The 22,096-nt window shown below is 55.2% G+C and carries 23 protein-coding genes and 1 pseudogene; 14 read left to right on the forward strand and 10 right to left on the reverse strand.

All coding sequences use genetic code 11. The features are described from left to right. Positions 1 to 21 precede the first annotated feature (21 nt). The 7 genes from AB1N67_RS16560 to AB1N67_RS16590 all read right to left on the reverse strand — a co-directional run bounded on the left by AB1N67_RS16560 (position 22) and on the right by AB1N67_RS16590 (position 5,396). Positions 22 to 546: a terminase small subunit gene (locus tag AB1N67_RS16560; protein WP_367863258.1), complete on the reverse strand. Its 525-nt coding sequence runs from the start codon at positions 544 to 546 to the stop codon at positions 22 to 24. A gap of 138 nt (positions 547 to 684) precedes the next feature. Further along, the gene (locus tag AB1N67_RS16565) at positions 685 to 1,032 is read right to left on the reverse strand and encodes a phage holin family protein (protein ID WP_367863259.1); all 348 of its coding nucleotides are present in this window, start codon (positions 1,030 to 1,032) and stop codon (positions 685 to 687) included. A gap of 512 nt (positions 1,033 to 1,544) precedes the next feature. Continuing rightward, the gene (locus tag AB1N67_RS16570; RefSeq protein WP_102081903.1) at positions 1,545 to 1,910 is read right to left on the reverse strand and encodes a hypothetical protein; all 366 of its coding nucleotides are present in this window, start codon (positions 1,908 to 1,910) and stop codon (positions 1,545 to 1,547) included. Then, on the reverse strand, positions 1,907 to 4,123 hold the full coding sequence (locus tag AB1N67_RS16575; RefSeq protein WP_367863260.1) for a VapE domain-containing protein: 2,217 nt from the start codon (positions 4,121 to 4,123) through the stop codon (positions 1,907 to 1,909). The genes AB1N67_RS16570 and AB1N67_RS16575 overlap by 4 nt, the downstream gene beginning before the upstream one ends. Next, positions 4,113 to 4,331, reverse strand: a complete 219-nt coding sequence (locus tag AB1N67_RS16580) for a TraR/DksA C4-type zinc finger protein (RefSeq protein WP_367863261.1) — start codon at positions 4,329 to 4,331, stop codon at positions 4,113 to 4,115. Before AB1N67_RS16580 ends, AB1N67_RS16575 begins: the two co-directional genes overlap by 11 nt. Next, entirely contained in the window at positions 4,324 to 4,842 is a 519-nt protein-coding gene (locus AB1N67_RS16585; RefSeq protein WP_367863262.1) for a phage regulatory CII family protein, read from the reverse strand. Before AB1N67_RS16585 ends, AB1N67_RS16580 begins: the two co-directional genes overlap by 8 nt. 329 nt (positions 4,843 to 5,171) lie before the next feature. Then, positions 5,172 to 5,396: a helix-turn-helix domain-containing protein gene (locus AB1N67_RS16590; protein ID WP_367863263.1), complete on the reverse strand. Its 225-nt coding sequence runs from the start codon at positions 5,394 to 5,396 to the stop codon at positions 5,172 to 5,174. A 101-nt stretch (positions 5,397 to 5,497) separates the two neighbouring features. Between AB1N67_RS16590 and AB1N67_RS16595 the strand changes: the two genes are divergently transcribed. From AB1N67_RS16595 to AB1N67_RS16625, 7 genes are all read left to right on the forward strand, one after another. Then, positions 5,498 to 6,166: an XRE family transcriptional regulator gene (locus AB1N67_RS16595; RefSeq protein ID WP_367863264.1), complete on the forward strand. Its 669-nt coding sequence runs from the start codon at positions 5,498 to 5,500 to the stop codon at positions 6,164 to 6,166. Between the two features lie 246 nt (positions 6,167 to 6,412). Next, on the forward strand, positions 6,413 to 6,724 hold the full coding sequence (locus AB1N67_RS16600; RefSeq protein WP_367863265.1) for a hypothetical protein: 312 nt from the start codon (positions 6,413 to 6,415) through the stop codon (positions 6,722 to 6,724). 9 nt (positions 6,725 to 6,733) lie between these two features. Further along, entirely contained in the window at positions 6,734 to 7,018 is a 285-nt protein-coding gene (locus tag AB1N67_RS16605) for a phage antirepressor KilAC domain-containing protein (protein ID WP_367863266.1), read from the forward strand. A 158-nt stretch (positions 7,019 to 7,176) separates the two neighbouring features. Continuing rightward, the gene (locus AB1N67_RS16610; RefSeq protein WP_102081911.1) at positions 7,177 to 7,491 is read left to right on the forward strand and encodes a pyocin activator PrtN family protein; all 315 of its coding nucleotides are present in this window, start codon (positions 7,177 to 7,179) and stop codon (positions 7,489 to 7,491) included. Between the two features lie 57 nt (positions 7,492 to 7,548). Further along, entirely contained in the window at positions 7,549 to 8,472 is a 924-nt protein-coding gene (locus AB1N67_RS16615) for a hypothetical protein (protein ID WP_367863267.1), read from the forward strand. Between the two features lie 303 nt (positions 8,473 to 8,775). Next, complete coding sequence (locus AB1N67_RS16620) at positions 8,776 to 8,970, forward strand: hypothetical protein (protein WP_367863268.1); 195 nt, start codon at positions 8,776 to 8,778, stop codon at positions 8,968 to 8,970. After that, a complete protein-coding gene (locus AB1N67_RS16625) occupies positions 8,967 to 9,242 on the forward strand; it encodes a pyocin activator PrtN family protein (RefSeq protein ID WP_367863269.1) in 276 nt (91 codons plus the stop codon). The genes AB1N67_RS16620 and AB1N67_RS16625 overlap by 4 nt, the downstream gene beginning before the upstream one ends. 191 nt (positions 9,243 to 9,433) lie before the next feature. On the opposite strand, the gene AB1N67_RS16630 is transcribed toward AB1N67_RS16625, so the two are convergent. The 3 genes from AB1N67_RS16630 to AB1N67_RS16640 all read right to left on the reverse strand — a co-directional run bounded on the left by AB1N67_RS16630 (position 9,434) and on the right by AB1N67_RS16640 (position 12,337). Further along, entirely contained in the window at positions 9,434 to 10,204 is a 771-nt protein-coding gene (locus AB1N67_RS16630; protein WP_367863270.1) for a hypothetical protein, read from the reverse strand. A 178-nt stretch (positions 10,205 to 10,382) separates the two neighbouring features. Beyond that, on the reverse strand, positions 10,383 to 11,078 hold the full coding sequence (locus AB1N67_RS16635; protein WP_367863271.1) for a hypothetical protein: 696 nt from the start codon (positions 11,076 to 11,078) through the stop codon (positions 10,383 to 10,385). A gap of 137 nt (positions 11,079 to 11,215) precedes the next feature. Next, a complete protein-coding gene (locus tag AB1N67_RS16640) occupies positions 11,216 to 12,337 on the reverse strand; it encodes a tyrosine-type recombinase/integrase (RefSeq protein WP_367863272.1) in 1,122 nt (373 codons plus the stop codon). Positions 12,338 to 12,473: 136 nt separating this feature from the next. Here AB1N67_RS16640 and dusA point away from each other — a divergent pair, with 136 nt between their 5' ends. The 7 genes and pseudogenes from dusA to AB1N67_RS16675 all read left to right on the forward strand — a co-directional run bounded on the left by dusA (position 12,474) and on the right by AB1N67_RS16675 (position 21,464). After that, positions 12,474 to 13,451, forward strand: coding sequence for a tRNA dihydrouridine(20/20a) synthase DusA (gene dusA / locus AB1N67_RS16645; RefSeq protein WP_167358071.1), 978 nt, complete (start codon positions 12,474 to 12,476; stop codon positions 13,449 to 13,451). 122 nt (positions 13,452 to 13,573) lie between these two features. Then, positions 13,574 to 14,500, forward strand: coding sequence for a transaldolase (gene tal, locus AB1N67_RS16650; RefSeq protein WP_090343898.1), 927 nt, complete (start codon positions 13,574 to 13,576; stop codon positions 14,498 to 14,500). Between the two features lie 121 nt (positions 14,501 to 14,621). Then, positions 14,622 to 15,563: pseudogene (locus tag AB1N67_RS16655) on the forward strand (alkaline phosphatase family protein); the annotation flags it as partial. Positions 15,564 to 15,638: 75 nt separating this feature from the next. Beyond that, the gene (locus AB1N67_RS16660; RefSeq protein ID WP_367863273.1) at positions 15,639 to 17,105 is read left to right on the forward strand and encodes a tyrosine-type recombinase/integrase; all 1,467 of its coding nucleotides are present in this window, start codon (positions 15,639 to 15,641) and stop codon (positions 17,103 to 17,105) included. 581 nt (positions 17,106 to 17,686) lie between these two features. After that, a complete protein-coding gene (locus AB1N67_RS16665) occupies positions 17,687 to 19,057 on the forward strand; it encodes a hypothetical protein (RefSeq protein WP_367863274.1) in 1,371 nt (456 codons plus the stop codon). Then, positions 19,054 to 21,060 (forward strand): hypothetical protein, encoded by a 2,007-nt coding sequence (locus AB1N67_RS16670; protein WP_367863275.1) that lies wholly within the window; start codon positions 19,054 to 19,056, stop codon positions 21,058 to 21,060. Before AB1N67_RS16665 ends, AB1N67_RS16670 begins: the two co-directional genes overlap by 4 nt. After that, complete coding sequence (locus tag AB1N67_RS16675) at positions 21,057 to 21,464, forward strand: hypothetical protein (RefSeq protein WP_367863276.1); 408 nt, start codon at positions 21,057 to 21,059, stop codon at positions 21,462 to 21,464. The genes AB1N67_RS16670 and AB1N67_RS16675 overlap by 4 nt, the downstream gene beginning before the upstream one ends. Positions 21,465 to 22,096 lie beyond the last annotated feature (632 nt).

The following is a 22,096-nucleotide window of genomic DNA, read 5'->3' on the forward strand; positions in this document are numbered from 1 at the left end:
CGGCACGCCCGCCGGATACCCTTAATCGCCGTCGCCCGCAAAGCTCTCTTCGTCGTCCGACTCGTCAACATCCCACTCGGGATCATCGTCGTCCTCGTCATACGCGGACAATCTCCTCAGTATCGCCTCGATGGGCTCGCGGATCAGTTGATCGTCGACCTCCACGCCGTACTGCGCGGACAGTGTCGCGGCGAGTTCATCGGGGAAGGTGTTCAGCAGCTCGATCTTGGCAGCGGTGATCACGCCCTCGAAGCGCTCGACCATTTCCGCTTCCAACACCACTTGCCCGAGCTTTTTCGCCAGCTCCACCTCAAGATCATCGCCCCGCAATCGGTCGTATCTGTCGCGGGCAGATTCCTTTTTGCCGTTCAACGCGGCCTGCTGCATCAGCCATTCGATCACCGCCTGGGTGTCGTACTGGTTTTCGTTGCCACGCCCCACGCCGAACTCAATCACCGGCATTCCACTCTTCTGCCAGCGACTGAGAGTGCGCTCATCACGGCCAACTATCTCACCCAGCTCGGCTTTGCTAACGGTCCTTCCCATTCCTAAGCCCTTGAAAAGACGGACATCCCTGCACTTTTTTCAGCTGCAGAGAAATCGCGAGTTCCAGCACCCGTGTAGGGGGCGGGCCAGGGGGAGGACCCATAAAATCCGCAGCACCCCACCCCCACCCCCTGCCGGTCACTGACCCGGCTCGCCACTGCGCGGCGGCATCTCGCAGACGCCCAGGCGCTTGGCGGCCCAGCGCTCGTACAAGCCGATGGCGACATCGGCACCCGCCATCGCGGTCAGGCAACCAATCCCGCCCGCCGTCCAGATCGACATGCCCGCCGAGTAGAACAACATGATCGTGGACAAGCCACACACCACGCAGGCCCCTGACCGCAGGGCAATTCGGCGCAGCAAAGGCCAGCCCCGTGCCCCCGCCTTGTCGGCACGCCACATCTCGCCGGACACGCCGCCGACCAGTGCCAGCACGACCACCAACCAAATCGGTGCTTCGGCCAACGCTTGTTGTTCGCTGTTCATCGAATCCCCCAAATGCAAAAACCCCGGCGCCAGGGCCGGGGTTTTCAGTGTTTGGCGGGCTGCTTTGTGCGCCCGCACGTCTCGAAGATGGGTACTTTTTACAGGTCCAGTTTCCTGGCAGCAAGCAAGTTTTAATGCCACCCCGCAATAAGGGGTAAACGCCTGGGGAATGTCTGGCAAATGTCGGGGGAATACACCACCACGGCTTAGCTTCACTTTGGCGCTGCCCCAAAGGTCTCAAAGGGGGCGGTGACGGTGGGACTTATGGAGCCCTTGAAAATCAAGGGCTGTCCCACTGTCTAACTATTTTTAACCCTTTCCCGTGTAAAGAGAGAGATTAAAAGCACGCTGCGCGCAATGCGCGCGTAACGCGCTGCATGCGCCCTACGTGCGCGCCTTCGTGTAGGTGGCGGGACGGTGGGACAGCCCGCGAACTGCGCGGGCTGGAGCTGGGCTGACCTGCAAAAAATGCGGCAGGACCACAGCGGGACGGTAGGACCAAAGGTGGCGGATCATGCAGCCTTCTTCCCCTTCAACAGCCCTTGAATAGCCACATGGGCCTGGTGCAGGCGCTCATAGTACGTCTTTCTGCTGCACCTGCAATACGCCATTTTCTGCTCGAGCAGGCTGTCATGGTTGCAGTAGTGTTCACGGACAATGACGTACAACTGGGGCTCCAGGTGCTTGTTCACGATGATCTCGATGTCGGCAGACTCATCAAGCAGCACCCGGCTTCCTCTGGTGCCTCGGATCAGGTCGCCCTGACAGTCCATGAGAAGCCCAAGCATGCTACCACCACCCGAACCGCCGAAGCGCTCGCATGGCGTGTGCAGCTCTTGCGCCCACAGCTTCAGCATCTCATCGATATGCTTGATCAAAAGCAGTCCTCCTTCGGCACTGGGGACTGCTGCTCCAGGGCGCTGGTGCGCCCCCAGCCCTCGGGCTTCTGGTATGCCCAGGGGCGCTTGCCGCTCTTCGGCAGCGCGGCGAGCCGCCGACGCCGCCAACCCAGGCGGTGCATGATCGACCCCACACGCATCTGCTCGGGCTTGCCCCAGTGGCCAGGATCCAGGTTGAGCGCCTGGCCCAGCACCTCACTGCCGGTAACCGTCTCACCGACCTGCGATTTCTCCAGCCAGTCAAGGATCGGCCCTTCCCATTCATCCACCACGAAGCGCTCCTCCTGCTCCTTGGTGAACAGTTCCTCTTCCTCACGGGTGACCCACCAGATGTCACCGGCCTGATAGCAGAACATGGCCTCGGCCCACAGCTGGTCACGGACTCGGCGCAACGCCTCCAGATCGACCTTGACGCAGGCGACCGGCCAATAACGCCGGTTACCGGTGGCGTCCTTGAGGTATTCGTCTTGGTTGGTGGTGCCCGCGAAAACACACTGGCGTGGCACATCGCTCGTTCTTCGCCCATAGCTTTCGCGGTAGGTATCGATGGAAGCTGAGAAGAACTGCTTGGCCTTGGTGCTCTCCGCCTTGTTGAAGCTGTCCAGCTCACCCAGCTCGACGATCCATTTGCCCCGGATCGCCTGGAATGCGTCCTTGTCGCCCAAGGTAAACGGCGTGTCCATGAACCATTCGCCACCAAGGATGCCCAGCGCGGTGGACTTACCCGCGCCCTGCGCTCCCTCGAGAATCATCACCGCATCCGCCTTGCAGCCGGGCTTCATCACACGGGCCACCGCCGAGATCATCCAGCGCTTGCCAACCTTGGCGCTGTATTCATTCCGGGGAACGCCGAAGATCTCATGGAGCCAGCGCTCCAGGCGCGGCACACGATCCCATTCGAGCTTGGCCAGGTAGGTGCAGACCGGATGGAAGGCGTTGTCATGCGCAACGACGCTGACCGCTTCGACGACGTGGGAAGCTTTCACGCGCAGGCCCTGCTGGGCCAGCCACTTCATCACGCGCATGTCGTCGATGTCGCTCCACTCTCCCGGCACGCCGCCATAGGGCGCCGCACGGAGGCGCATGATCTTCGAGCTGAAGGCGTTATAGCCGATCACCCCGCTCCACCGCTCATCGTTCGCCAGGATCAGCTCGACGTTCTGCATGTGGGCGATCAGGGCACCGCTCTCGGTCCTGGCCAGCATGTCTTTCCAGCCCCCAGTGGCCGGTGGTTTGATCACCGCCGTGACCTGCCGACGCACCGCTTCGAGGCCTTCGGCACAGTGCAGGTCGTTGAAATCGGTCCACTTGACCTCGCGGTCGCCCGAGAAGATGGGACCTACCACTTGACCGCCGACCACTACCGCCGCGTTGTTGGCCTTTTCCTCGCCGGGGTTCCAGGGCTCACCAGTAGGCCGCTTGGTCTTCCAGTCGTCGTCGCGGCAGATGATGATGGACCGACCCGGGAAGCGCTCGCGCATGTGCTTGGCGACCGCCATCAGGTTGCCCGCGTCGAAGGCGATGGCCACCGCCTGGGAGGTCGCCATGTGCAGGCTAGCGCCGGTGGCGTAGCCCTCACACACCAGCACCGGCTCGCCAGGCTCAGGGTGGCCACCGATCATGTGGAACGCCCCCTCCTTCGCCATGCCATGCGGCCAGTAGGACTTGTCGCGCCCGGTGTCCGCCTGGGGCTCTGGGTAAATCACCTGCAAGCCGACGATAGCGTTCTGGGCATTCTGCATCGGAACGAGCACCGCGCCCGACTCCGGTGCATAGCGAACGCCGAAGCCGACCACTTGCTTGCGATCAAGGTAAGCGCTACGCCCTTTTTCGGGCATGCGCCTGAACAACGCCTCCGCACGCTTGGCAGCACGGCGCGCCGCGTTGGCGGCGATCTCCGCCGCCCTCCGCTTGGCTTCGGCCTGCCGGGCGCGCATCACTTCACGCTCGTCCGGGGTCAGCCCGCGACCGTCGGTCTTGACCTTCTGCGTTTCGCCGAGACGCCAGTCACCGAAGCTGCCGAAGATCAGGGTTTGCCCCTTCTCGGTCAAATGCTCATGCAGGACATACCAGCCGTTCTTTTCCTTGCCCTTGTCATCCTGGGTGCGGCAGCGGGTCAGCTTGCCGAAGATCAGGGGCTGATCAGGCTGCAGGCCGTAGTCGTGCAGCTGGTCGAGTACCTTATCGAGCATACTGCGCCCTCCGATCCTCATGGACGGTCTGGCAGGCCCCGCAACGCACACAGCCACGGGCCGCTACCCGGCGCGACTCTGGGATCGGGTCGTCACAATCGATGCAGTCCATGCGGGATTCGCGCACGGGCACTCCAGTCCGAGCGGCCAGCGCCTCCTCCAAGCGCTGCTGTACAACGTCATTTGCCATATCCGCGATATCAGCCACGACGCGCCCCCCGAGTGGTCTGGTTGACGTATTCGGCGCGGCGATACATGCCGAGCAAGCCCTGGATGCCCCGGAAGACTTGCTGCTGAATCTCAGCGAGCTCCTGATCGTCGACCTTGCCGTCGCCGATGCTGCGCGCCCAGGTTTCAGACAGGTTGGCGACCTGGCGGAAGAACTCCGCAAGGCCCATGGTCAGGGTTTCAGGCACGTCATGGCTGTAGGCGCCCGAGAGTTCCTGCCAGATGGTGTCGCCGACGAGAGCGTGCACGGAATCGAGGATGCGCGGATCCTTGGTCAGCTCGAGGATCTCGCCGAACTCTTGGACGTTGACGATGTGGGTCGGATGGGTGGGAGACAGCTTGTGCTGGAGGGTGGTGGCGTTGCGACCAGTGGTGGCGGCGATGGCGGCAGCACCGCCTGGGTAGTCACGTACAGCGTGGTAAAGCGCGAGTTCGAGCGGCAGCACTTCGCGCTTGGCGCGCTCGAGGCAGCTCATTGCGGTTCGGCTCATGGCATTAATCCTTTTAGGTTGCCAGTGCCAGCGGCGTGTCGTGGTGATACATTTGCCGCGTGGCTTGAGTAGGCCATACGCCGGTTAAACCTTCAAAGGGATACCGGCACCAAGCCGGGGTGTCGATCCGTCGACTACCCCTGGCAAAATTGCCGCCTGATCTGTGGTGGAGATGGCGGCCTCCAGGCTCCGTGCCCGGAGTACGTGTTCAAGGGACTCGGTTGCATGTGGTGTGCCCGCTTACCTTAAACACGGCCCAGTAGCACTGTGGTGGTACCACTGGGGGAAACTGGGCGACCTTTCGGTCGCCTTTTTTCTTTATGGGCGGCCTAGGCCGCTCGCCACTCATCCAACTCGGGCGGGAAAACATCATCAAGCCCACATTCCGCGCCCAGGTCATTCAGGGCCGCAGTGATAGCGCGGCACTCGCTCAAGCCTGGCATGCGCAGCCCTGACTCATAGTTGCTCAATCGGGCCTGGGTCCATCCCAACCGAGCAACCAGGTCTCTTTGCTTGATGCCTGCGCTTTTTCTCAATTCAGCAATGCGATTCATAACGATGACTCCGTTTGACTCGCTAAAAGATATCACGATTCGTGGATTTATCAACACGTAAAGTGCAAAAGAAATATTTCATATCGTGTTAAAAATCAGGAATGAAGACACTCTCACAGCGCATTAAGCATTTCCGCAAGGCAAAGGGCCTGAACCAACAGGCTCTTGCCAACGCCTGCGGCTGGGAATCTCAATCCCGGATCGGCAACTACGAGCGGGGCATACGAGAGCCCAATTTGGCAGACCTAGAGAAAATAGCGACCGCTCTGGGCATAACCCTAGGTGAGCTAGTGCTGGATTCTGACCTCGCCGATACACCGGCAAGCGTCAACGTGACTTTTGCGCGACGAGCCTTGGAGGGCGCGGTGCCGGTAGTAGGCTATGCACAACTAGGGGTCGATGGATACTTCGAAGCCTTAGATTTCCCCCCTGGTCATGGGGATGGTTATCTAAACATCCATAGCGACGACCCTAACGCATATGGCTTGAAGGTGACCGGCGACAGCATGCATCCAAGGATCAAGAATGGTGAATATGTGCTTGTAGAGCCTAGCAAGCGCTTTTACACGGGCGACGAGGTTTTAGTAAGAACAACCAACGGCCGGACCATGATCAAGGAATACATTTACTTAAGGGATGGCATGTATCGCTTCGATAGCGTCAACGCCGACCATGCCCCGATCCATGTAGACGAAGAAGACATTGAACACATTCACTTGGTAGGCGGCATCCTCAAATCATCACGGTTCATGCACAACGCCAAAAAATAAAACGTTACGTGTTGACAAACAAAAGCACGTTACGTGATATTTGCCTCACTCTTCCACCACAGAGTGAGGCAACACCATGCACACCACAGCATCACTGCACATCCATCCGGCCGCAGCTACCACCGATCTCATCTTCAAGATCCGCCGTTTAGCTCTAAAACATGGCTGCGCGTTTGTCGCCACCAAACGAGCACCATCTGTTTCTGCATTCCGCCAGGTCTCTCCCAGCACCGGGGGGCACGCAGCATGAGCTATGCACTCAGCCAAAACTCCTTTGCCTGCCTCAAGGCGCAGACCAATCTGTCCGGGCAGTTCACACACATCCTCCGCGACGAGGCGAACGGTGCCCGTGCCAAGGCCATCCTGCAGACCGAGGTCTATCTCGAACAGCTCACCGTGACGATCCGCATGGGTTCCACGGTGAACAGCCTGACCGTGCCCGCGAACAACCTCGGCAGCGCAAGAAAGATCGCGGCACACCTCGAGGCCATCGCCAACGGCAAGCTGGATACCGCTGACCTGCCACCGGCCGAGCCTGTGCTCGCCGATGCGGCGTAGGAGGTGATCATGGAACGCACCCTTGCACAGACCGCCAAGTATTTCGGCATCAGCCGCACCGAATTGATCAGCCGGATGCGCGAGCACGACCTGCTCACCGAGGGCAACCTGCCCCGCTACCCAACCCGTGACCGCGAGTACGTGCGCACCAAGGAGGGCAAGTGGTATCACCCTACCTCGGGCATGCAGTACAGCGAATCGACTCGCGTGAAGCAGGCCGGGATCCCCTGGCTGGCGGAACGTCTCGCGCTCCAACTTCCGACACCACCGGAAGACAAGCGCCATGCGGCCTAGGCAGTACGCGGCCCAGATCCTCCAGCTCAAGACCCGTGCGGAGCGCAACGAAGCGCTCCTGCAGGTCCCAGAAGAATGGCGCGACCTGGTACGCAAGCATTGCGAAATCAACTGGAACCATCCGTCACGCCACAAGCTCAGGGAGAGCCCGAAGCCTGATGAGCACTACCGACCAACTCGCGCTGCGCCTTCCGCACGCACCTGATGCAACCACCGTGGAGCTGCTGTACCGCACCTTTGGCGACGTGCTCATCCCACTCGACAAGGTGCGCGTGCAGTACTTCCGCAACCTCAACGAAGACACCTTTGCCGAGCAACTGAAGGTCGGAAGGATCTGCTTGCCCGTCACCACGCTGGATAACAGCCAGAAGGCCTTGAAGTTCGCCCACATCCGCCATGTTGCCGCCCTGATCGACAGCAGGGCCTACCTGGCGGACGAAAAGCAGTCCCGCCCCACCGAGCAAGACAAGTAGCACCCTGACCAACAAGGGCCGCCACCACTGGCCCGCACACCACAAGGAGTAAGACCCATGACCACCCAACAGGTCGTCGCCCTCTTAGTCATTTGCCTGTTCATCATCGGGCTGTTTACCTACGCCTATTTCCTGGGCAAAAAAGCAGGTCGTGCCCACCACCCAACCGGCTTGCTTTTCGATTCCCCGCCTCGCGCAGGACATAGCCGCCCCACTTCGGTATCGCTGCAGATCTCTGCATCGGAGGGAAGCGGGCACGATATGACGCAGGCGATCCGCGATGCCATTCCCGCTTCGCTCCGCGAGGTTTCCAGCATCGACGCGCAGAAAACAAAGAGTCTCTGCTGCGAAGCAGCAGGCATTATTCATCCCCTCAGCAGCCCCGCCGAGGCGCTGATACCCCACGACAAGCTGCGCGAGGCAGCACCCGTTGATGCAACGCTAATCGCTAAAAATCGCCCGCACGCGCAGCCTGCCAAGGGGTATACACACCCTTCCGCAGTTAGCTGCATCGTTGCCGCTATGGATGCGACATTGGCCAAACAGGCCGGAACCTACGCCAGCTCGGAGCAGATGGCGCAGGCGATTGAAGCCGCCCTGCAGCAAGCGGGGTTCCTGAGCCCAACCGACGAGTCCTGGCAGGTCGTCCGTGCCCGCCTGGACGAATCGCTGGTCGACCGCGAGGCGGAGCAGCGCAAGCAACACCACATCGTCGTCAACCTCAAACGCATCATCGCCGAGCTCGAGGCGCGGATATTGTCTTACACCGGCCTGGCAGTGACCCGAACCGACTATGAGCTGGTGCTCAAGGCCAGCGACACGCTGCAATTGAGCCAGCGCACGCTAAAGGCTCTGAAGTCACAGACACAAGCAGAAATCGCAGGCATCCAAGCCGAGGGACTGTCCGGACTCGCCAAGCGGATCCATGCCCAACTGCGCAGCACCGCAACCACTATCGCACCCACTGAGGTGGCCCCATGAGCACACACAAGCATCACTGGCGCACAGCAGATCCATACGATGGCGGCTTGCACTACTGCCAGAAGTGCGACCGCTGGGCTCAAGGCGAGCGCCCAGTAACCAACGACTGTCCCGTTTCAGACGAAGAGCACCGCGCCGTAGCCTGGCTCGGCCAGGCTGGGCTGTACCGCACACGGCTTGAAGGCGCAGAGAACGGAGAGCAGCGTCTTCGGCCTGTTTCCATGGACCAATTGTTTCAGTCGGCCCGCAACAACGTCCTCTGCAGATATCAGACCGCCGAAATAGCAGATCGCGAGGTACGCCGTGACTGAACGCATCCGGCCATGCATAGCATCTCACAGCCTCGACCTGCCCGCAGTCTGTGATGTTTGCGGCGAAGGCAGATCGACCCGCCGACACACAAAATGTAGCCAGATCCGACAGAAGCGCGAGAACGGCAAATGGGCAGCTTACATGGCCAATGTGGCCGCAAAACGAGCAATGGGGAGACACGCATGAATACAGCTTTCATGCTAATGGCACAGTACAACGCGAGAGCGATCATCCCGCTGGAGGAAGTTTGTAATGATTATTTCACCCACCTTACGCCTGACATGTTTCAGCGCAAAGTGCTAGCCGGCCAAATCAAGCTGCCCATCACCCGACTTGAGACAAGCCAGAAAAGCGCCCGAGGCATTCATATTGCCGATCTTGCGCACTATTTGGATCAGCAAAGGGACGCTGCACATCAAGAATGCGCGCAGTTGAACAAAACGTTGTGGACTGGCTAACCTGCAGCTTGCATCTCAACACGCCAGCTTCTGTCGCGTAAGCTAACCGTGTTTGTGCACTTAACCAACTCAGCCACCCTGTTCAATGGCCGTCGATAATCTGCGGCTTTCGCGCAATTGGTCTTAGACGGGGTGGCTGCTAAACCTCTTGCGGGCGCTCACAAACTCCCCATCTACTTCTGGGGAAGTTCCTACGCATCACATTCCACATCCAACCGAGTCATAAGATCTTTATAGACCGCACGAATTAGAACGGGTAAATCTTCATTAAAATAAAAATTCATATAACCTCGCGCTATTGAATGAGACAATCCAATTCGCTTTTGAGTGGGTGACAGATTTGGTGTCCCCGGCGGATATTTAAATGAGTCGAGGGGGTCAGAAATTTGAGGCACGTCTTGGTCCTTTTGCTCTATACCCGTCAAATCCCAAGCAGCATATATCTCATCAAAAAGGGTTCTGCTATAGGAGATAAATAGCAATAGTTTTCTCGCAACGAAAGGATCACCCACGCTATCAAAGCCAACCGTTGACAACTGCTCAATATTTTTTTCAAATAACGACATACCTCTTCGTATGTCAGAAGCCTTCCAACTATAATCAGACCATTTATTTTTATTACTACCGATAGTAGGAGGAAATAGCTTCGCCGAATCACATTTATCAAGCCCTGCCCGAGCATGCTCACGAACATAAGCGAGATACGAGTATGTTTCCTCAACCAAACTTTTTAGGTTAGAGAGAACGCGCACATGTTCTGCGGCCTGCCTAGCACGTTGAGCTTTGATACTCATTCGATGAGTACCGACCGCAATAAGAGTAGCAGCTACGATAGCCTCAACACTACCAATCGCCTGAATCCAAGCCGCCCAATCTTTTTTGTCTGCCCAAATGAAAATCGCAACTATTGGCGCTACAAAAGAGCAAGAGGTGACACATAAAATCGCAATGAGATCAACCACTGCTACTTCGTTAGCGTTTTTATTGATCGTAGCCTGCATTAGATTTCTAGCCGTCATAGTTTTGTAGACCCAACAAATATGTAGTCTTTTCCTAACACAGACTATCTCGCAATCATGGAACGTTTATTTTCATCCACGATTCGGCGCCAATCCGTGCAACTTCGAAATTTTCAAGCCTTTACGGGATAATAGCCGAAATCCAACGAATAAGGCAGATCAATGCCGCGAACCCGCTCCATAAGTAAGGCAACAGATGTTCTGTAGCGTACGAAGTTTTGATCCAGAGTTTAAGCTTGGAGAGCCAGCCACAGAGACAGATTACCCAGTACGGACAGACACGGTCGACCCGGTAAGCTGGTGTCACTTCGGACCTTTCCATTTTTTCTCCGGTTGCAGCACAGTGAGCCCAGATGATGACCATTTCCTTCATGCCTCGGATTCGACTACGCTTTTCGGATGGTTCAGTTACACGTTTAAACTCAAAAGTTTCAATTACACATTTAACCATGGCATGCTGAAACACAGAGGGAAAATCCCTCTTTCCTAGCTCAAAAACCTCTTTTTCAATGTCTTTTTTGCTGAGCCAAATAATTATTCTCAACATGTAGTTTTCATAATATCTTTTGTAAACCCCCGAGCCGGAATACGAAATATCCGGTTGATGCTGGTAAAATCGCAGCAACAGATAGGCGTTAATTGCAAGGGCTACGAGCCAGATGTGCTCAGTATTCCTTGTGAACTCCATTTTTGTTCCCAACACAGATACGGATGTTAGATCCGCGCCAAAAAACCATAGAGCAATAAGGGAGGACGAGAATGCGAGAAGCCATCCACGCGCCTTCGGGAAAGAACCTTCATCAAAATCAGCGGTCAAGGGGAAACTCCAGGCATGGGCTCATTAGTCGCTGCTAGCTAGCCGCCGTGGCAAATTCAATTTTGCCGGTTACTGGAAAGCTAACGGCTAGTCAAGAGAAAGAGAAATCAAGGAAATTCCATAGAAAAACCATACAATTATTTAACTCGGGCGCCGAGTCTAACTGAAGCTTGAATAATTTTCTCTAACCATCCCCATCCTTTATACCGATCACCACGACCACGCAGATGGGTGTAACGTCGGAGCGAATTCCAGTCTCGATGGCCTGAAACACTAGACACCCTGGGGATGTCCCAATCCATTTCAAACAACCGGCTTACCCCCTCATGGCGCAGGTCATGAAAGTGCAGATCCACGATGCCGGTCATCTTGCACGCCTTGGACCAGGCCGTACCGATTGAATCTGTATTGTATGGGAAGATCTCGGCACACTCCCGAGGCATACTCTGCACAATAATCCAGGCCTCATCGGGCAAGTAACACCACACATCGTTCCCGAGCTTCTGACCAGGGTTTTTCATATCCCGGACTTTTATAGCCTGCTGATGCTCGTCCAGATCCTCCCAACGGATGCGTGTTATCTCGTCCATCCGCCGCGTGGAATAAATCGCAAACGCAACCACCTTTGGCATGTGAATTACGCTGGGGCGCCGCTGCAGCATTTCGAAGAAGTGATCCATCACTTTATCGAGTTCATCAAGCGTAGGGCGCCGATCTCGCTCCCTGCTCCGCATGTTGTAGCCGAACTTCTTCAGGACAAGCCGTGCATCAGGCATCGCCTGCGGATTGATCTCATACCCCCATGCCGCTCTGGCCAATGACAACACAGAGCCCAGGTGCGCTAGGTCATTGCCCGCCGTCTGGGGTTTGATCCCTCCCCCTTCGGGACTCATCCGCCAAAGGGCATAGTCCACCAGCAGCTGCTGACTGATATCAGAATCCAGCTTCTCCCCCAGGTAGCTGTTCTTGATGGCATTCAACGTGCGCCGCTTCGTCTCGCCCAGCGGCCGGGCTTTCTCGGCCTCGACCAGGTAGCGGTCGATCATCTGCTTGATCGTGTGCCCTACCCGACTCGCTCGCTCGATTGCGCCAGGCTCTGCCAACTCGGTTTCCCGTCGCTTCGCCCAGGCCACCGCTGCCTGTTTGCGGGCGAACGTCTGGCTCTCTTGGTAAACTGTGACCTTATCGCGGTTGATGCGGATCTGGACGAGATAGCTAAGGGAGCCATCGGCTTTCTTGCGCGTTCTGATGGTTGCCATGTCTGAATTGGTACACGTCATTGGTCGATTGGTACATTGTACCAAGCGCTTGGTAAAAACGCCCCAAAACCCCCGAAAATCGGTACAAAACACGTTGAACGAAATGACAGTAAAATTAGGCTCTAAGCCAGAAACCATGCGCCCTGAGCCCTCCCGCCGCTTCAGCGTTGCACCGATGATGGACTGGACCGATCGCCATTGCCGGTTCTTCCTGCGTCTGCTCTCCAAGCACGCCCTGCTCTACACCGAAATGGTTACCACCGGTGCGCTGCTGCACAACGATGCCCATCGCTTCCTGCGCCATGACGACACAGAGCATCCGCTGGCCTTGCAGCTGGGCGGCAGTGTGCCGGCGGAGCTGGCGGCGTGCGCGCGGCTGGCCGAGGATGCCGGCTACGATGAGGTGAACCTCAACGTCGGCTGCCCGAGCGACCGAGTGCAGAACAACATGATCGGTGCCTGCCTGATGGGGCATCCGGCGCTGGTGGCCGATTGCGTCAAGGCCATGCGCGATGCGGTGGCTATTCCGGTCACGGTCAAGCACCGCATCGGCATCAATGGCCGTGACAGCTACGCCGAACTGTGCGATTTCGTGGGTCAGGTGCGTGACGCGGGTTGCCGCAGCTTCACCGTGCATGCGCGTATCGCCATCCTCGAAGGCCTGTCGCCCAAGGAGAACCGCGAAATTCCGCCGCTGCGCTATGACGTTGCTGCGCGACTGAAGGCCGATTTTCCGGATCTGGAGCTGGTGCTCAATGGCGGTATCAAGACGTTGGAAGAATGCCATGCGCACCTGCAGACCTTCGACGGCGTGATGCTGGGCCGCGAGGCCTACCACAACCCCTACCTGCTGGCCGAAGTGGACCAGCAGCTGTTCGGCAGCACCGCCCCGGTGGTCAGCCGCAGCGAGGCGCTGGAGAAGCTGCGCCCGTACATCGTCGCGCATCTGCAAAGCGGCGGCGCCATGCATCACATCACCCGCCATATCCTCGGCCTGGGCCAGGGTTTCCCTGGCGCCCGACGCTTCCGCCAACTGCTGTCGGCGGACATCCACAAAGCCCCGGAGCCCCTGGCGATCTTCGACCAGGCCGCCGAGCTGCTGCAAGGCCGCTGAGGGAACCCCCGGCGCGCTTTCGACTCGAACCTTCATTCCCTCGCCCGACCTGCCCCGCCGGCCCTTGAGTGGCCGTCGGGGCTCGGGTAATGTCGAGTCATTGCACAGGACAGAGCACGCCCATGACCTCCAAGCTGGAACAACTCAAGCAGTTCACCACCGTGGTCGCCGACACCGGGGACCTGGACGCCATCACCCGCCTCAAGCCAGTCGACGCCACCACCAACCCATCGCTGCTGCTCAAGGCCGCGGCGATCCCGGGTTACGCGGACCTGCTCAAGCAGGTCAAGAGCGATGCCAAGGGCAATGTGGACCTGGCCTGCGACAAGTTTGCCGTGGCCGTGGGCGCGGGCATCCTCAAGGCCATTCCCGGGCGTATCTCCACCGAGGTCGACGCTCGCCTGTCGTTCGACGAACCCGCGCTGCTGGCCAAGGCCCGCCAACTGATCGGCCTGTACGAGCAGGCTGGCGTGCCGCGTGATCGCGTGCTGATCAAGCTGGCCTCCACCTGGGAGGGTATCCGCGCCGCCGAGAAGCTGGAAAAAGAAGGCATCCAGACCAACCTGACCCTGTTGTTCTCCTTCGCCCAGGCCCAGGCCTGCGCCGATGCCGGGGTGTTCCTGATTTCGCCGTTCGTGGGCCGCATCTACGACTGGTACAAGAAAAGCACCGGCAAGGAGTATGTCGGCGCCGAAGACCCAGGCGTGCAGTCGGTGACGCGGATCTACAACTACTACAAGGCCAACGGCTACGACACGGTGGTGATGGGCGCAAGCTTTCGCAACATCGGCCAGATCGAGCAACTGGCCGGCTGCGACCGCCTGACCATCAGCCCCGAATTGCTGCAGCAACTGAGCGATGACCAAGGCCAACTACCGCGAATCCTCAAGCCAGGCAACGCCGGCGAGGCCAAACAGCATCTGAGCGAAAGCCAGTTCCGCTGGGCGATGAACGAAGACGCCATGGGCACCGAGAAACTGGCCGAAGGCATCCGTCAGTTCGCCCGTGATCAGGAAAAGCTGGAAGCGTTGATGGCTGAAAAAGCCTGATACACATTTTGGTTGCCCTACGGGCGGGAGATGCCGAGCATTTTCCGCCCGTTTTCATTTGCGGCACCTTCAAACTGCCTTGCCCGCAAGCGCCTGGGCACACACGACTGAAAACCAATCGATGCCACCTAACACCGCACTTCCCCTTGTCCTTGCAGGCCCCGTCCTGCGCCGGCTGGAGCCTCAACGCCTGGCAATCTGGCTGGTCGCAACGCAGCCGCTTCGCCCCACGTTCGTTCTCGATGCGCCATCTCTCACGGCAAACCTAACCTGCGAGGTGATCCCCATCGGCACGCAGGCCTTCGTTCACCTGCTGGATATCCACTTCGACCAGCCGCTGCCGCGCAACGCCGCCATCCCCTATGACCTGTTGCTCGAGGATGGCCAGGGGATCGCCGACTGGGCTCCTCACCTGCTCTACCCCGGCAGCCAACGCCCAAGCTTCGTGCTGCGCGAGCGCCTCGAGCAGTTGCTCCATGGTTCCTGCCGCAAGCCTCACTACCCGGCTGCCGACGGCTTGCTGTGCGCGGACCGGCTCCTGCAGCAGTGCCCGCTACCCGAGGAACGCCCGGCGCTGCTGCTGATGAGCGGTGACCAGGTCTATGCCGATGATGTCGCCGGGCCCATGCTGCGCGCCATCCACACGCTGATCGAACGCCTGGGCCTGTTCGGCGAGACCCTGGAAGGTGCTTTGGTCGCCGACAGCGCTGCGCTGTATCGTCACCCTGCCAGCTATTACCACCGCGCGGACCTGCTACCCGCCCAGCAGGGCAACGAAACCCTGCGCGAGCGCTTCTTCGGCGGCAAGCGCAAACCGATCTTCTCCAGCAGCAACGCCGACAATCATCTGGTGACCTTCGCCGAAGTCATGGCCATGTACCTGCTGGTTTGGTCCCCCGTGCCCTGGGCGCTGGTACGCCTGGACATGCCCGAGGGCCTGACCGACAAGCGCCAGGCGCGCTACCGGCAGGAATTGCCACAGATCGAAGCGTTCGCCGCCCACCTCGATCGGGTCGCACGGGTGATGGCACACCTGCCCTGCCTGATGATCTTCGATGATAATCCGTACTGATTGAAATGGACGCGCAATCCGCGCCAGCTATCATATGGACAAAATGGAGATTCTTGAGAGACCGGAATGATGCGAAATCGGGTCAGGAGCCAAACAGGCCAGGCACGCTATGACTCCACCGCTAGGCGAATTCTTATTCCAGAGTTCCGACTACTCAGCCTGAAATTCCTCGAAACTCTAAAAGAGGAGCACTCTCAAAAGCTCCCTAGCTATGAATTCGATCCGATCGACCCTAATTACGTTCAAAACTTTCCCGTACTCATTAAGAGTGACGGTGAGCCGTGGGACATTGGCAACTTATACTTAACCACAAAGTTGCAACGCGAAGTTGATTACGAGCCCAGAACATTTCGAGGGATTGCCGATCACCTGCTCGACTACTTACGCTTTCTCGAAGAAGAAAGCTTAGACTACCTCTATTTCCCCACAAATGATCGCCTAAAAGTCACGTATCGTTACCGTCAACGCTTGATTGACTTCTCATCGAGCGGCCAGTTGTCTTCAAGCACGGCAAGCGCTCGAATCAATGCCGTCATCAACTTCTATCGAGGGATTGTTCATTGGAATCTCGTCGATGACATTCAGATTGAGAAAGTTGCATTTACCGAGATCAAGAAGTACATCAGCGTCACTACAGTCCACGGCACCCCAAAAAGCCTGCGAATCAACTCCCACAACCTAGCCATTCAAAATCCTAAAAATCAACTACAAGCTGAATATATCAATGACGGAGGCAACCTGCGCCCCTTGAGTCTTGAAGAACAATCAAGCATGTTAACCGCATTACTTAAATCGCCGCGCGAATACCAACTAATGCTATATTTTTCCCTATTCACAGGCGCGAGAATTCAAACAGTCGGCACTCTTAGAATAAGGCATCTAGATGGTGCATTAGACAGTAGCGACCACTTGCGAGTACCCATTGGCGCAGGCACCCAGATTGATACCAAGCGAGGCAAGCGTATGACTCTTCTTGTTCCCGCTTGGCTAGTTAAAGATCTTCGAATCTATGTCAGCAGCGAAGAGGCAAAAAAGCGTCGTGCGCGGTCATTCTATGGTGATTCTGCTGAGAATTATGTATTTCTTAGTAATAGCGGCGCCCCCTACTACACAAGCAAGCAGGAAATATTTGAACGAAGTAAAGCGCGCACAAATGAGCACGACGTAGCTGTCTTTCGCACCCAAAGTTCTATAACCCAGGATGGCGGATCTCTTCGTAAACACATTAGAGAGATGCTACTACCGCGCATTCGAAGGGAGATCCCGAGTTTTCAAGATTTCACATTCCATGACCTGCGCGCAACTTTCGGCATGAATCTGCTCGAAAGCCAGCTGCGCCAGCTGGGTGAGCAAAGCATTACGGCCGCCTTGGAATATGTTCGGCAACGCATGGGACACGCCAATGTAAAAACCACAATGCAGTACTTACAGCACAAGTCCCGACTAAAATGGAAGCAAAGCATCCAGCACGAGTTTGAGAGCAAATTGTTTAAGCATATCAACACAATGACAATCATGGATGTAAACGCATGAGCAGTGATTACACTCAGCGCCCAATCGTGATTGTCGACGTGAAGAATACAAACATTAAATCGCTCCAACCACAGTACGCAGTACTGATGATTGACAACCCAACCAATGCAGGAAAACGATACCTTGATATAGGGTCACTGTGCTATAGGCGTCGGGGTAGACCTGGACCGCATAAAGTCGGCTGCACAGTCTTATTATTTTCACTCGATAAAGCAAGAATCGCTTTCGCTCAAGCCCTTATCGAGACTCTAAGTGCAAAGCGCAGTCCGTCATCTGCAACCCAGCTATTCCAAAGAACTTGCAACTTCATTAACTGGATTGACAGTCAAGATAACCTCTACGCTTTCGACAACACGTCAGATATGAAACATGCCTACAGTGGCTACACTCAATATCTGCTGCACCGATTGAATAGTTCAGGCATCCGTGGCCGACAAATCAAACAAAGCACTGCATGCAGCTAGCAAGCTGCTGCAAGAACAGCGTTAATATGCGCAACCGGCCTGAGCGAATCGGAAATAAGTGGCGTCGCCACATTAATCCCTCGCAAAGCTGTTCACGAGAACCATGTAAACCTGAAGTTGCCGAGTGCCGATATACAGGCACGTACATTTGCCTCGCTTGTACACTTCATCAATGAAGCTCATCGCCTTTTGATTAATGACGGCGCTCTTCCCCTGCATTATTCCTCACCCAACGGCGAGTCCTGCTTCCAGTATGCACGGCTTACTTTTAGCGATAAATGTAAATTCGCAAATTTTAGCCTTTCATCAATACTGGCACACTCTCCGAAATTCCCCACCTGGGACAATGTAAAGTCACACTTCAAGCTAACGGGCAACAGCGCATCTTTGGAAATCGAAAGAGCCATTTATGACAACGCAAGAAAACGCTTTAACAAGAGCGATATAGACTTACGATCCAACCTAAGACAATGGATAGGAGCTCAAGCTGTGACAGCAGGAATGATGGCATTCATCGCCGCCACAGGTTGTAACCTTAGTGTCGCCCTAAATCTTGAAATTGATACGCTTGAGTTTGTACCCAGCACACAAGGCAAGCGCTTTTCTGGAACCAAAGCACGGGCTGGCCATAAAACCGTCAACCCGGAATTCGGCGCTCAGTTCGTACCGGTATTTAAGAAATATCTCAAGTTACGCCAATGGGTTCTGAACGGTAGTGACAGCATACTAGTTTTTCCGATGATCTTACGGGGAGAGAGCATTTCATCGCTGGGTAACCAACAGATTTCTCAGTTGAAGGCATGCTTCTCCAAAGCATTACCGAAGACTGCCTGGGTCACGCCAATGCAGTGGCGGAAAAACGTCAGTTATCACTATGTGAAGCTCAGTGGCGGCGACATAGCGTTGACTGCCGAAAAGCTGGGTAATACCGAGGATACAGTTCGCCACGCATACAGCCGACCCGCATTAGAAGACTTCGCAGCGGAAATAGCCAATTTCTTGGAGTTGATGCACCAAGCAGCGATTGATCGCACGCGCACGATGAAGCGCATTCCCGTGCGCGTTCTCAATGATAAGAAGCTAGAGGCCATAACAGGTATGGGACTATGTGAAAAAACATCTGAATCGCACCCAGAGCGCGCCCGGGGTTTTTCCGCACTGGCACCTGCCCCCGCTTGCCGTAATCCAGAAACCTGCTTGTTTTGCACGCACTATGCCGTTCACGCAGATGAAGAGGATATACGTCGCCTGCTCTCGCTTCGCTACCTAATTCATGCGATAAAAGCAAAACAACCTATTGAACATTGGCAAAACAAATTCAGTCCGACTATCCATCGAATTGACGAAGTTATCTCAGCTATCCAAGACACCTACCCTGACAATGCAGATACAATCAAACGGGTTCGCCTAGAAGTGGAACGCGGTGAGCTTGATGACTTCTGGGCTATTCACTTCGATTCTTTGGTTACGCTAGGAGCCGTGTCATGAGCATCATCACCAGCCTCCAACTTAACCAATGGCAAGAGCATCAGTTACCTGACACCTTAGCCAGCCCGTCGCTATACCTTGCTATTGACGATGACTTTGTTATTTCTCGAGCGCCGGATGGATCTGTAAATTCACGCTACAAAGACAACCTCTGGAGCATGAAAGAGTACGACGCAAAAGGGCAGTGCGTTTACAACTTTGCTGGATGGACCAAAACCCCTACACTCAAGCATCAGATTTCAGCCATCATCGAAGAGATGAAGCGCATACAGATTGTGCGAATGTATTTGTATCGCAGGCCACGCAAGCCCTCCTCCATTAAACTGACTGAAATCCATGATCTGGCAAGACTAGCGCTCAATAATGATTTATCACTCAAACATTTATTCGAGGACTTGAACGTCGATCGCGTGCTGTTACCAAGCTACGCCGAACTAGGCCGAACCAAGATGCGCAATATGCTCAAGCTGATAAAAGAGCTATTCGAGGCGCGACAAAAGCACCCGGATTTTGAGTTTGCCCCGACATCAAATTCACTTATTGAACGCATGCAAGCCCTTTATGACAACCACCCAAAATCGCAAAAAGACGATTCAAAACAAACAAAGCTTATTCCCTCTCGAATTTACGCCGCTCTTATTACTTCGCTCGAAACTGAGTTAACGTCGTTCAACGCTATCGGTGAAGCTCTCATCGAGTTCTGCCAACGACGTAAGGACAACCCATACTTCGGCTCATCTCCCCGTGACGCCTCACGTTATAGAAGAACAGTTAAATGGGATGATGCAGTTTCACAAATCGAACTAACCCCAAACCTTAAGGCGCTGTCAATTACAAACTGGCGGGAATTGTATGGCTACCTAGGTCAAATTCAAACCGCCGCCAAATACTGGATTCATTTATTTTCAGGAATGCGAGACAATGAGGCTCGCCACCTACCCGCTAACACATTGATGACGATAAGCTCAGCCGGCGTAGACATTACAATTTTACGCGGCTATACATCCAAGTTCGCAGGAGCTAATCAGACAGAAACATTTTGGATTACGACACCTATTATTGAGAAAGGCATTACTGCGGCCCGTTATGTGGGTAAAATCGCTGCCCTGCGACTTGGATATGATGAATCTGATCTTAGCCAATACCCGCTTTTCCCGACTCTTGGTCGGCGAGGCGTTTATCAAGTATTTCAGGGTGCTCCCGTTGCAGCGGCAAATGTAGCTTTTCGAATGAATAGGATTATGGCTCGCTGGTCCAGCATGGATGTTCTGGAAATAGATATTCGTGAACTAGAGCAATTTGACGGATTTCGAAATTGGCGCAGTGATCCTAACGTTAGAATCGGCAAGCCGTGGCCTCTGGCAACTCATCAGTGCAGGCGCTCACTAGCTGTTTATTCAGCGCGATCTGGTTTAGTTTCCGTAGGCTCGTTGGGGCTTCAATTCAAGCAATTGACAGAGGTTATGACCTCATATTACCGCAGAGACAACGCCTTCGCCGTAAACTTTCTTCAGACCGAGGAACTGCAGACTTGGCTCGATGAACTAGAGCACGAACGCCGCAAAGCCCAGTTTATCGACTACGAAGCAAATGTCATCAACAGTACGAGCCGTCTTTGGGGGGGAGAGGGTAATCGCATTCAAACAGCACACGACAAAGGTCGACCACTTGTTATCACCACAGATCGCGCGACCACGCAGAAAAAGTTTGAGAGAGGCGAGATGGTTTACAAACTCGGCCCAATTGGTGGCTGCACAAATCTCGAACCATGTGACAAGATTTCTTTCACCAGTATTTTCGCTTGCCTGGATTGCGAAAAGTCCATCCTCGATGACAATCGAACACTGAAAAACATTAAACGCAGCGTAAACAATCTAAAACGCGGGCAATCGCTCTTCACCTCGAAGAATCCTCAGTATGAACAGATCGAGTCCGAGATTAGAGCAATACATGAAAAATTAGAGAAACGCGGACTACTGAAAAAAATGGAGGAGTTAGTATGAACACCCTTCAAGATTACCGCGCAGCGCTGCACCGCTTAATTGAAAACAAGCCGCAAGTTGTCCCTAAAGACTCAGCAATTAACAAAGATACGGTAGCCCTTGAAGCAGGTCGCAAGCGCGGCTCAATCAAAAAGAGTCGCACTGCAAACACGCCGCTAATCGCCGAAATTGAAGCTGCCGCCGCCGCTCAGCAGGCGCAAGCACAACCAACGACTGCTCAGAAGATTGAAAAGCAAAAAATACTAAAGAAAGCTGCGCAAGATCGCTTAGACAAAACTAGAGAATCGTATGAAATAGCTTTAATTAAAATTGTCTCACTAGTACATGAGAACCATGCCTTGCAGCAAGAAATTAAAAGTCTGAAAAAAGAGCTCATTAAATGCAAGCATGTAAATATACGATAGTGCTCAAGAGCGAATTCAGCGGGATTAACCCCCCACAAAAACCTAGCACTACTAAAGCACGCAAGAAATAAGTGAAATGGCACGACCAACCTTCTCACTCACCCTTACTGAAAGGCCAAGCCAAATGATCCCTGGCCATTTTATTTTTTAAGGCAAAATTTCTAGCCCGCTCAAATTACAATAATTAATGGAGTGAATTAAAGGGTGAAAGCCTTCTGAAGCGGATGAGACAGGCACTCATGCTCTGGATACGACGAGATAGCCGGGAATCCTCATTGCAGTAGAGTCCCCAAAATATTCCATCCAGCATTAGTCGCTAGCTCAACAGCCCTCCCGGCCATGGGCTCAATGAGGAGATCGGAGATCACACCCCAGGCCTCGTCCAATGGTTCGGGTCGATTTGCCGTCACAGAACACGTTTCCACCGAAAGCCAGGTGACTGTACAAAATCTCAGACATCAAAGGACGGCGATTGGGCTTCTCGGGATTTCGTGCAGAGCCTAGTAAGCATTTCTCTACGATTTTGAAGTCGGCTGCATGTATCGGAGAATCGAAGAACGAGAAGCAGCGGCGGTGGCCATAGGCATTTGGATGTAGAAGGGACCACCTTAGCCATGGAATGATCTACGCAT

Origin of the sequence: Pseudomonas guariconensis, assembly GCF_040822035.1 — a bacterium.
GTDB lineage: Bacteria > Pseudomonadota > Gammaproteobacteria > Pseudomonadales > Pseudomonadaceae > Aquipseudomonas > Aquipseudomonas guariconensis.

Bases quoted from the DNA above. Each gene is read 5' to 3' on its own strand.
- AB1N67_RS16670 (WP_367863275.1), top strand. From the start codon at position 19,054: ATGAGCATCATCACCAGCCTCCAACTTAACCAATGGCAAGAGCATCAG.
- AB1N67_RS16675 (WP_367863276.1), top strand. From the start codon at position 21,057: ATGAACACCCTTCAAGATTACCGCGCAGCGCTGCACCGCTTAATTGAA.
- AB1N67_RS16615 (WP_367863267.1), top strand. From the start codon at position 7,549: ATGACCACCCAACAGGTCGTCGCCCTCTTAGTCATTTGCCTGTTCATC.
- AB1N67_RS16660 (WP_367863273.1), top strand. From the start codon at position 15,639: ATGATGCGAAATCGGGTCAGGAGCCAAACAGGCCAGGCACGCTATGAC.
- AB1N67_RS16565 (WP_367863259.1), bottom strand. From the start codon at position 1,032: ATGAACAGCGAACAACAAGCGTTGGCCGAAGCACCGATTTGGTTGGTG.
- dusA (WP_167358071.1), top strand. From the start codon at position 12,474: ATGCGCCCTGAGCCCTCCCGCCGCTTCAGCGTTGCACCGATGATGGAC.
- AB1N67_RS16575 (WP_367863260.1), bottom strand. From the start codon at position 4,123: ATGCTCGATAAGGTACTCGACCAGCTGCACGACTACGGCCTGCAGCCT.
- AB1N67_RS16600 (WP_367863265.1), top strand. From the start codon at position 6,413: ATGAGCTATGCACTCAGCCAAAACTCCTTTGCCTGCCTCAAGGCGCAG.
- tal (WP_090343898.1), top strand. From the start codon at position 13,574: ATGACCTCCAAGCTGGAACAACTCAAGCAGTTCACCACCGTGGTCGCC.
- AB1N67_RS16625 (WP_367863269.1), top strand. From the start codon at position 8,967: ATGAATACAGCTTTCATGCTAATGGCACAGTACAACGCGAGAGCGATC.
- AB1N67_RS16610 (WP_102081911.1), top strand. From the start codon at position 7,177: ATGAGCACTACCGACCAACTCGCGCTGCGCCTTCCGCACGCACCTGAT.
- AB1N67_RS16585 (WP_367863262.1), bottom strand. From the start codon at position 4,842: ATGAGCCGAACCGCAATGAGCTGCCTCGAGCGCGCCAAGCGCGAAGTG.
- AB1N67_RS16590 (WP_367863263.1), bottom strand. From the start codon at position 5,396: ATGAATCGCATTGCTGAATTGAGAAAAAGCGCAGGCATCAAGCAAAGA.
- AB1N67_RS16560 (WP_367863258.1), bottom strand. From the start codon at position 546: ATGGGAAGGACCGTTAGCAAAGCCGAGCTGGGTGAGATAGTTGGCCGT.
- AB1N67_RS16605 (WP_367863266.1), top strand. From the start codon at position 6,734: ATGGAACGCACCCTTGCACAGACCGCCAAGTATTTCGGCATCAGCCGC.
- AB1N67_RS16640 (WP_367863272.1), bottom strand. From the start codon at position 12,337: ATGGCAACCATCAGAACGCGCAAGAAAGCCGATGGCTCCCTTAGCTAT.
- AB1N67_RS16595 (WP_367863264.1), top strand. From the start codon at position 5,498: ATGAAGACACTCTCACAGCGCATTAAGCATTTCCGCAAGGCAAAGGGC.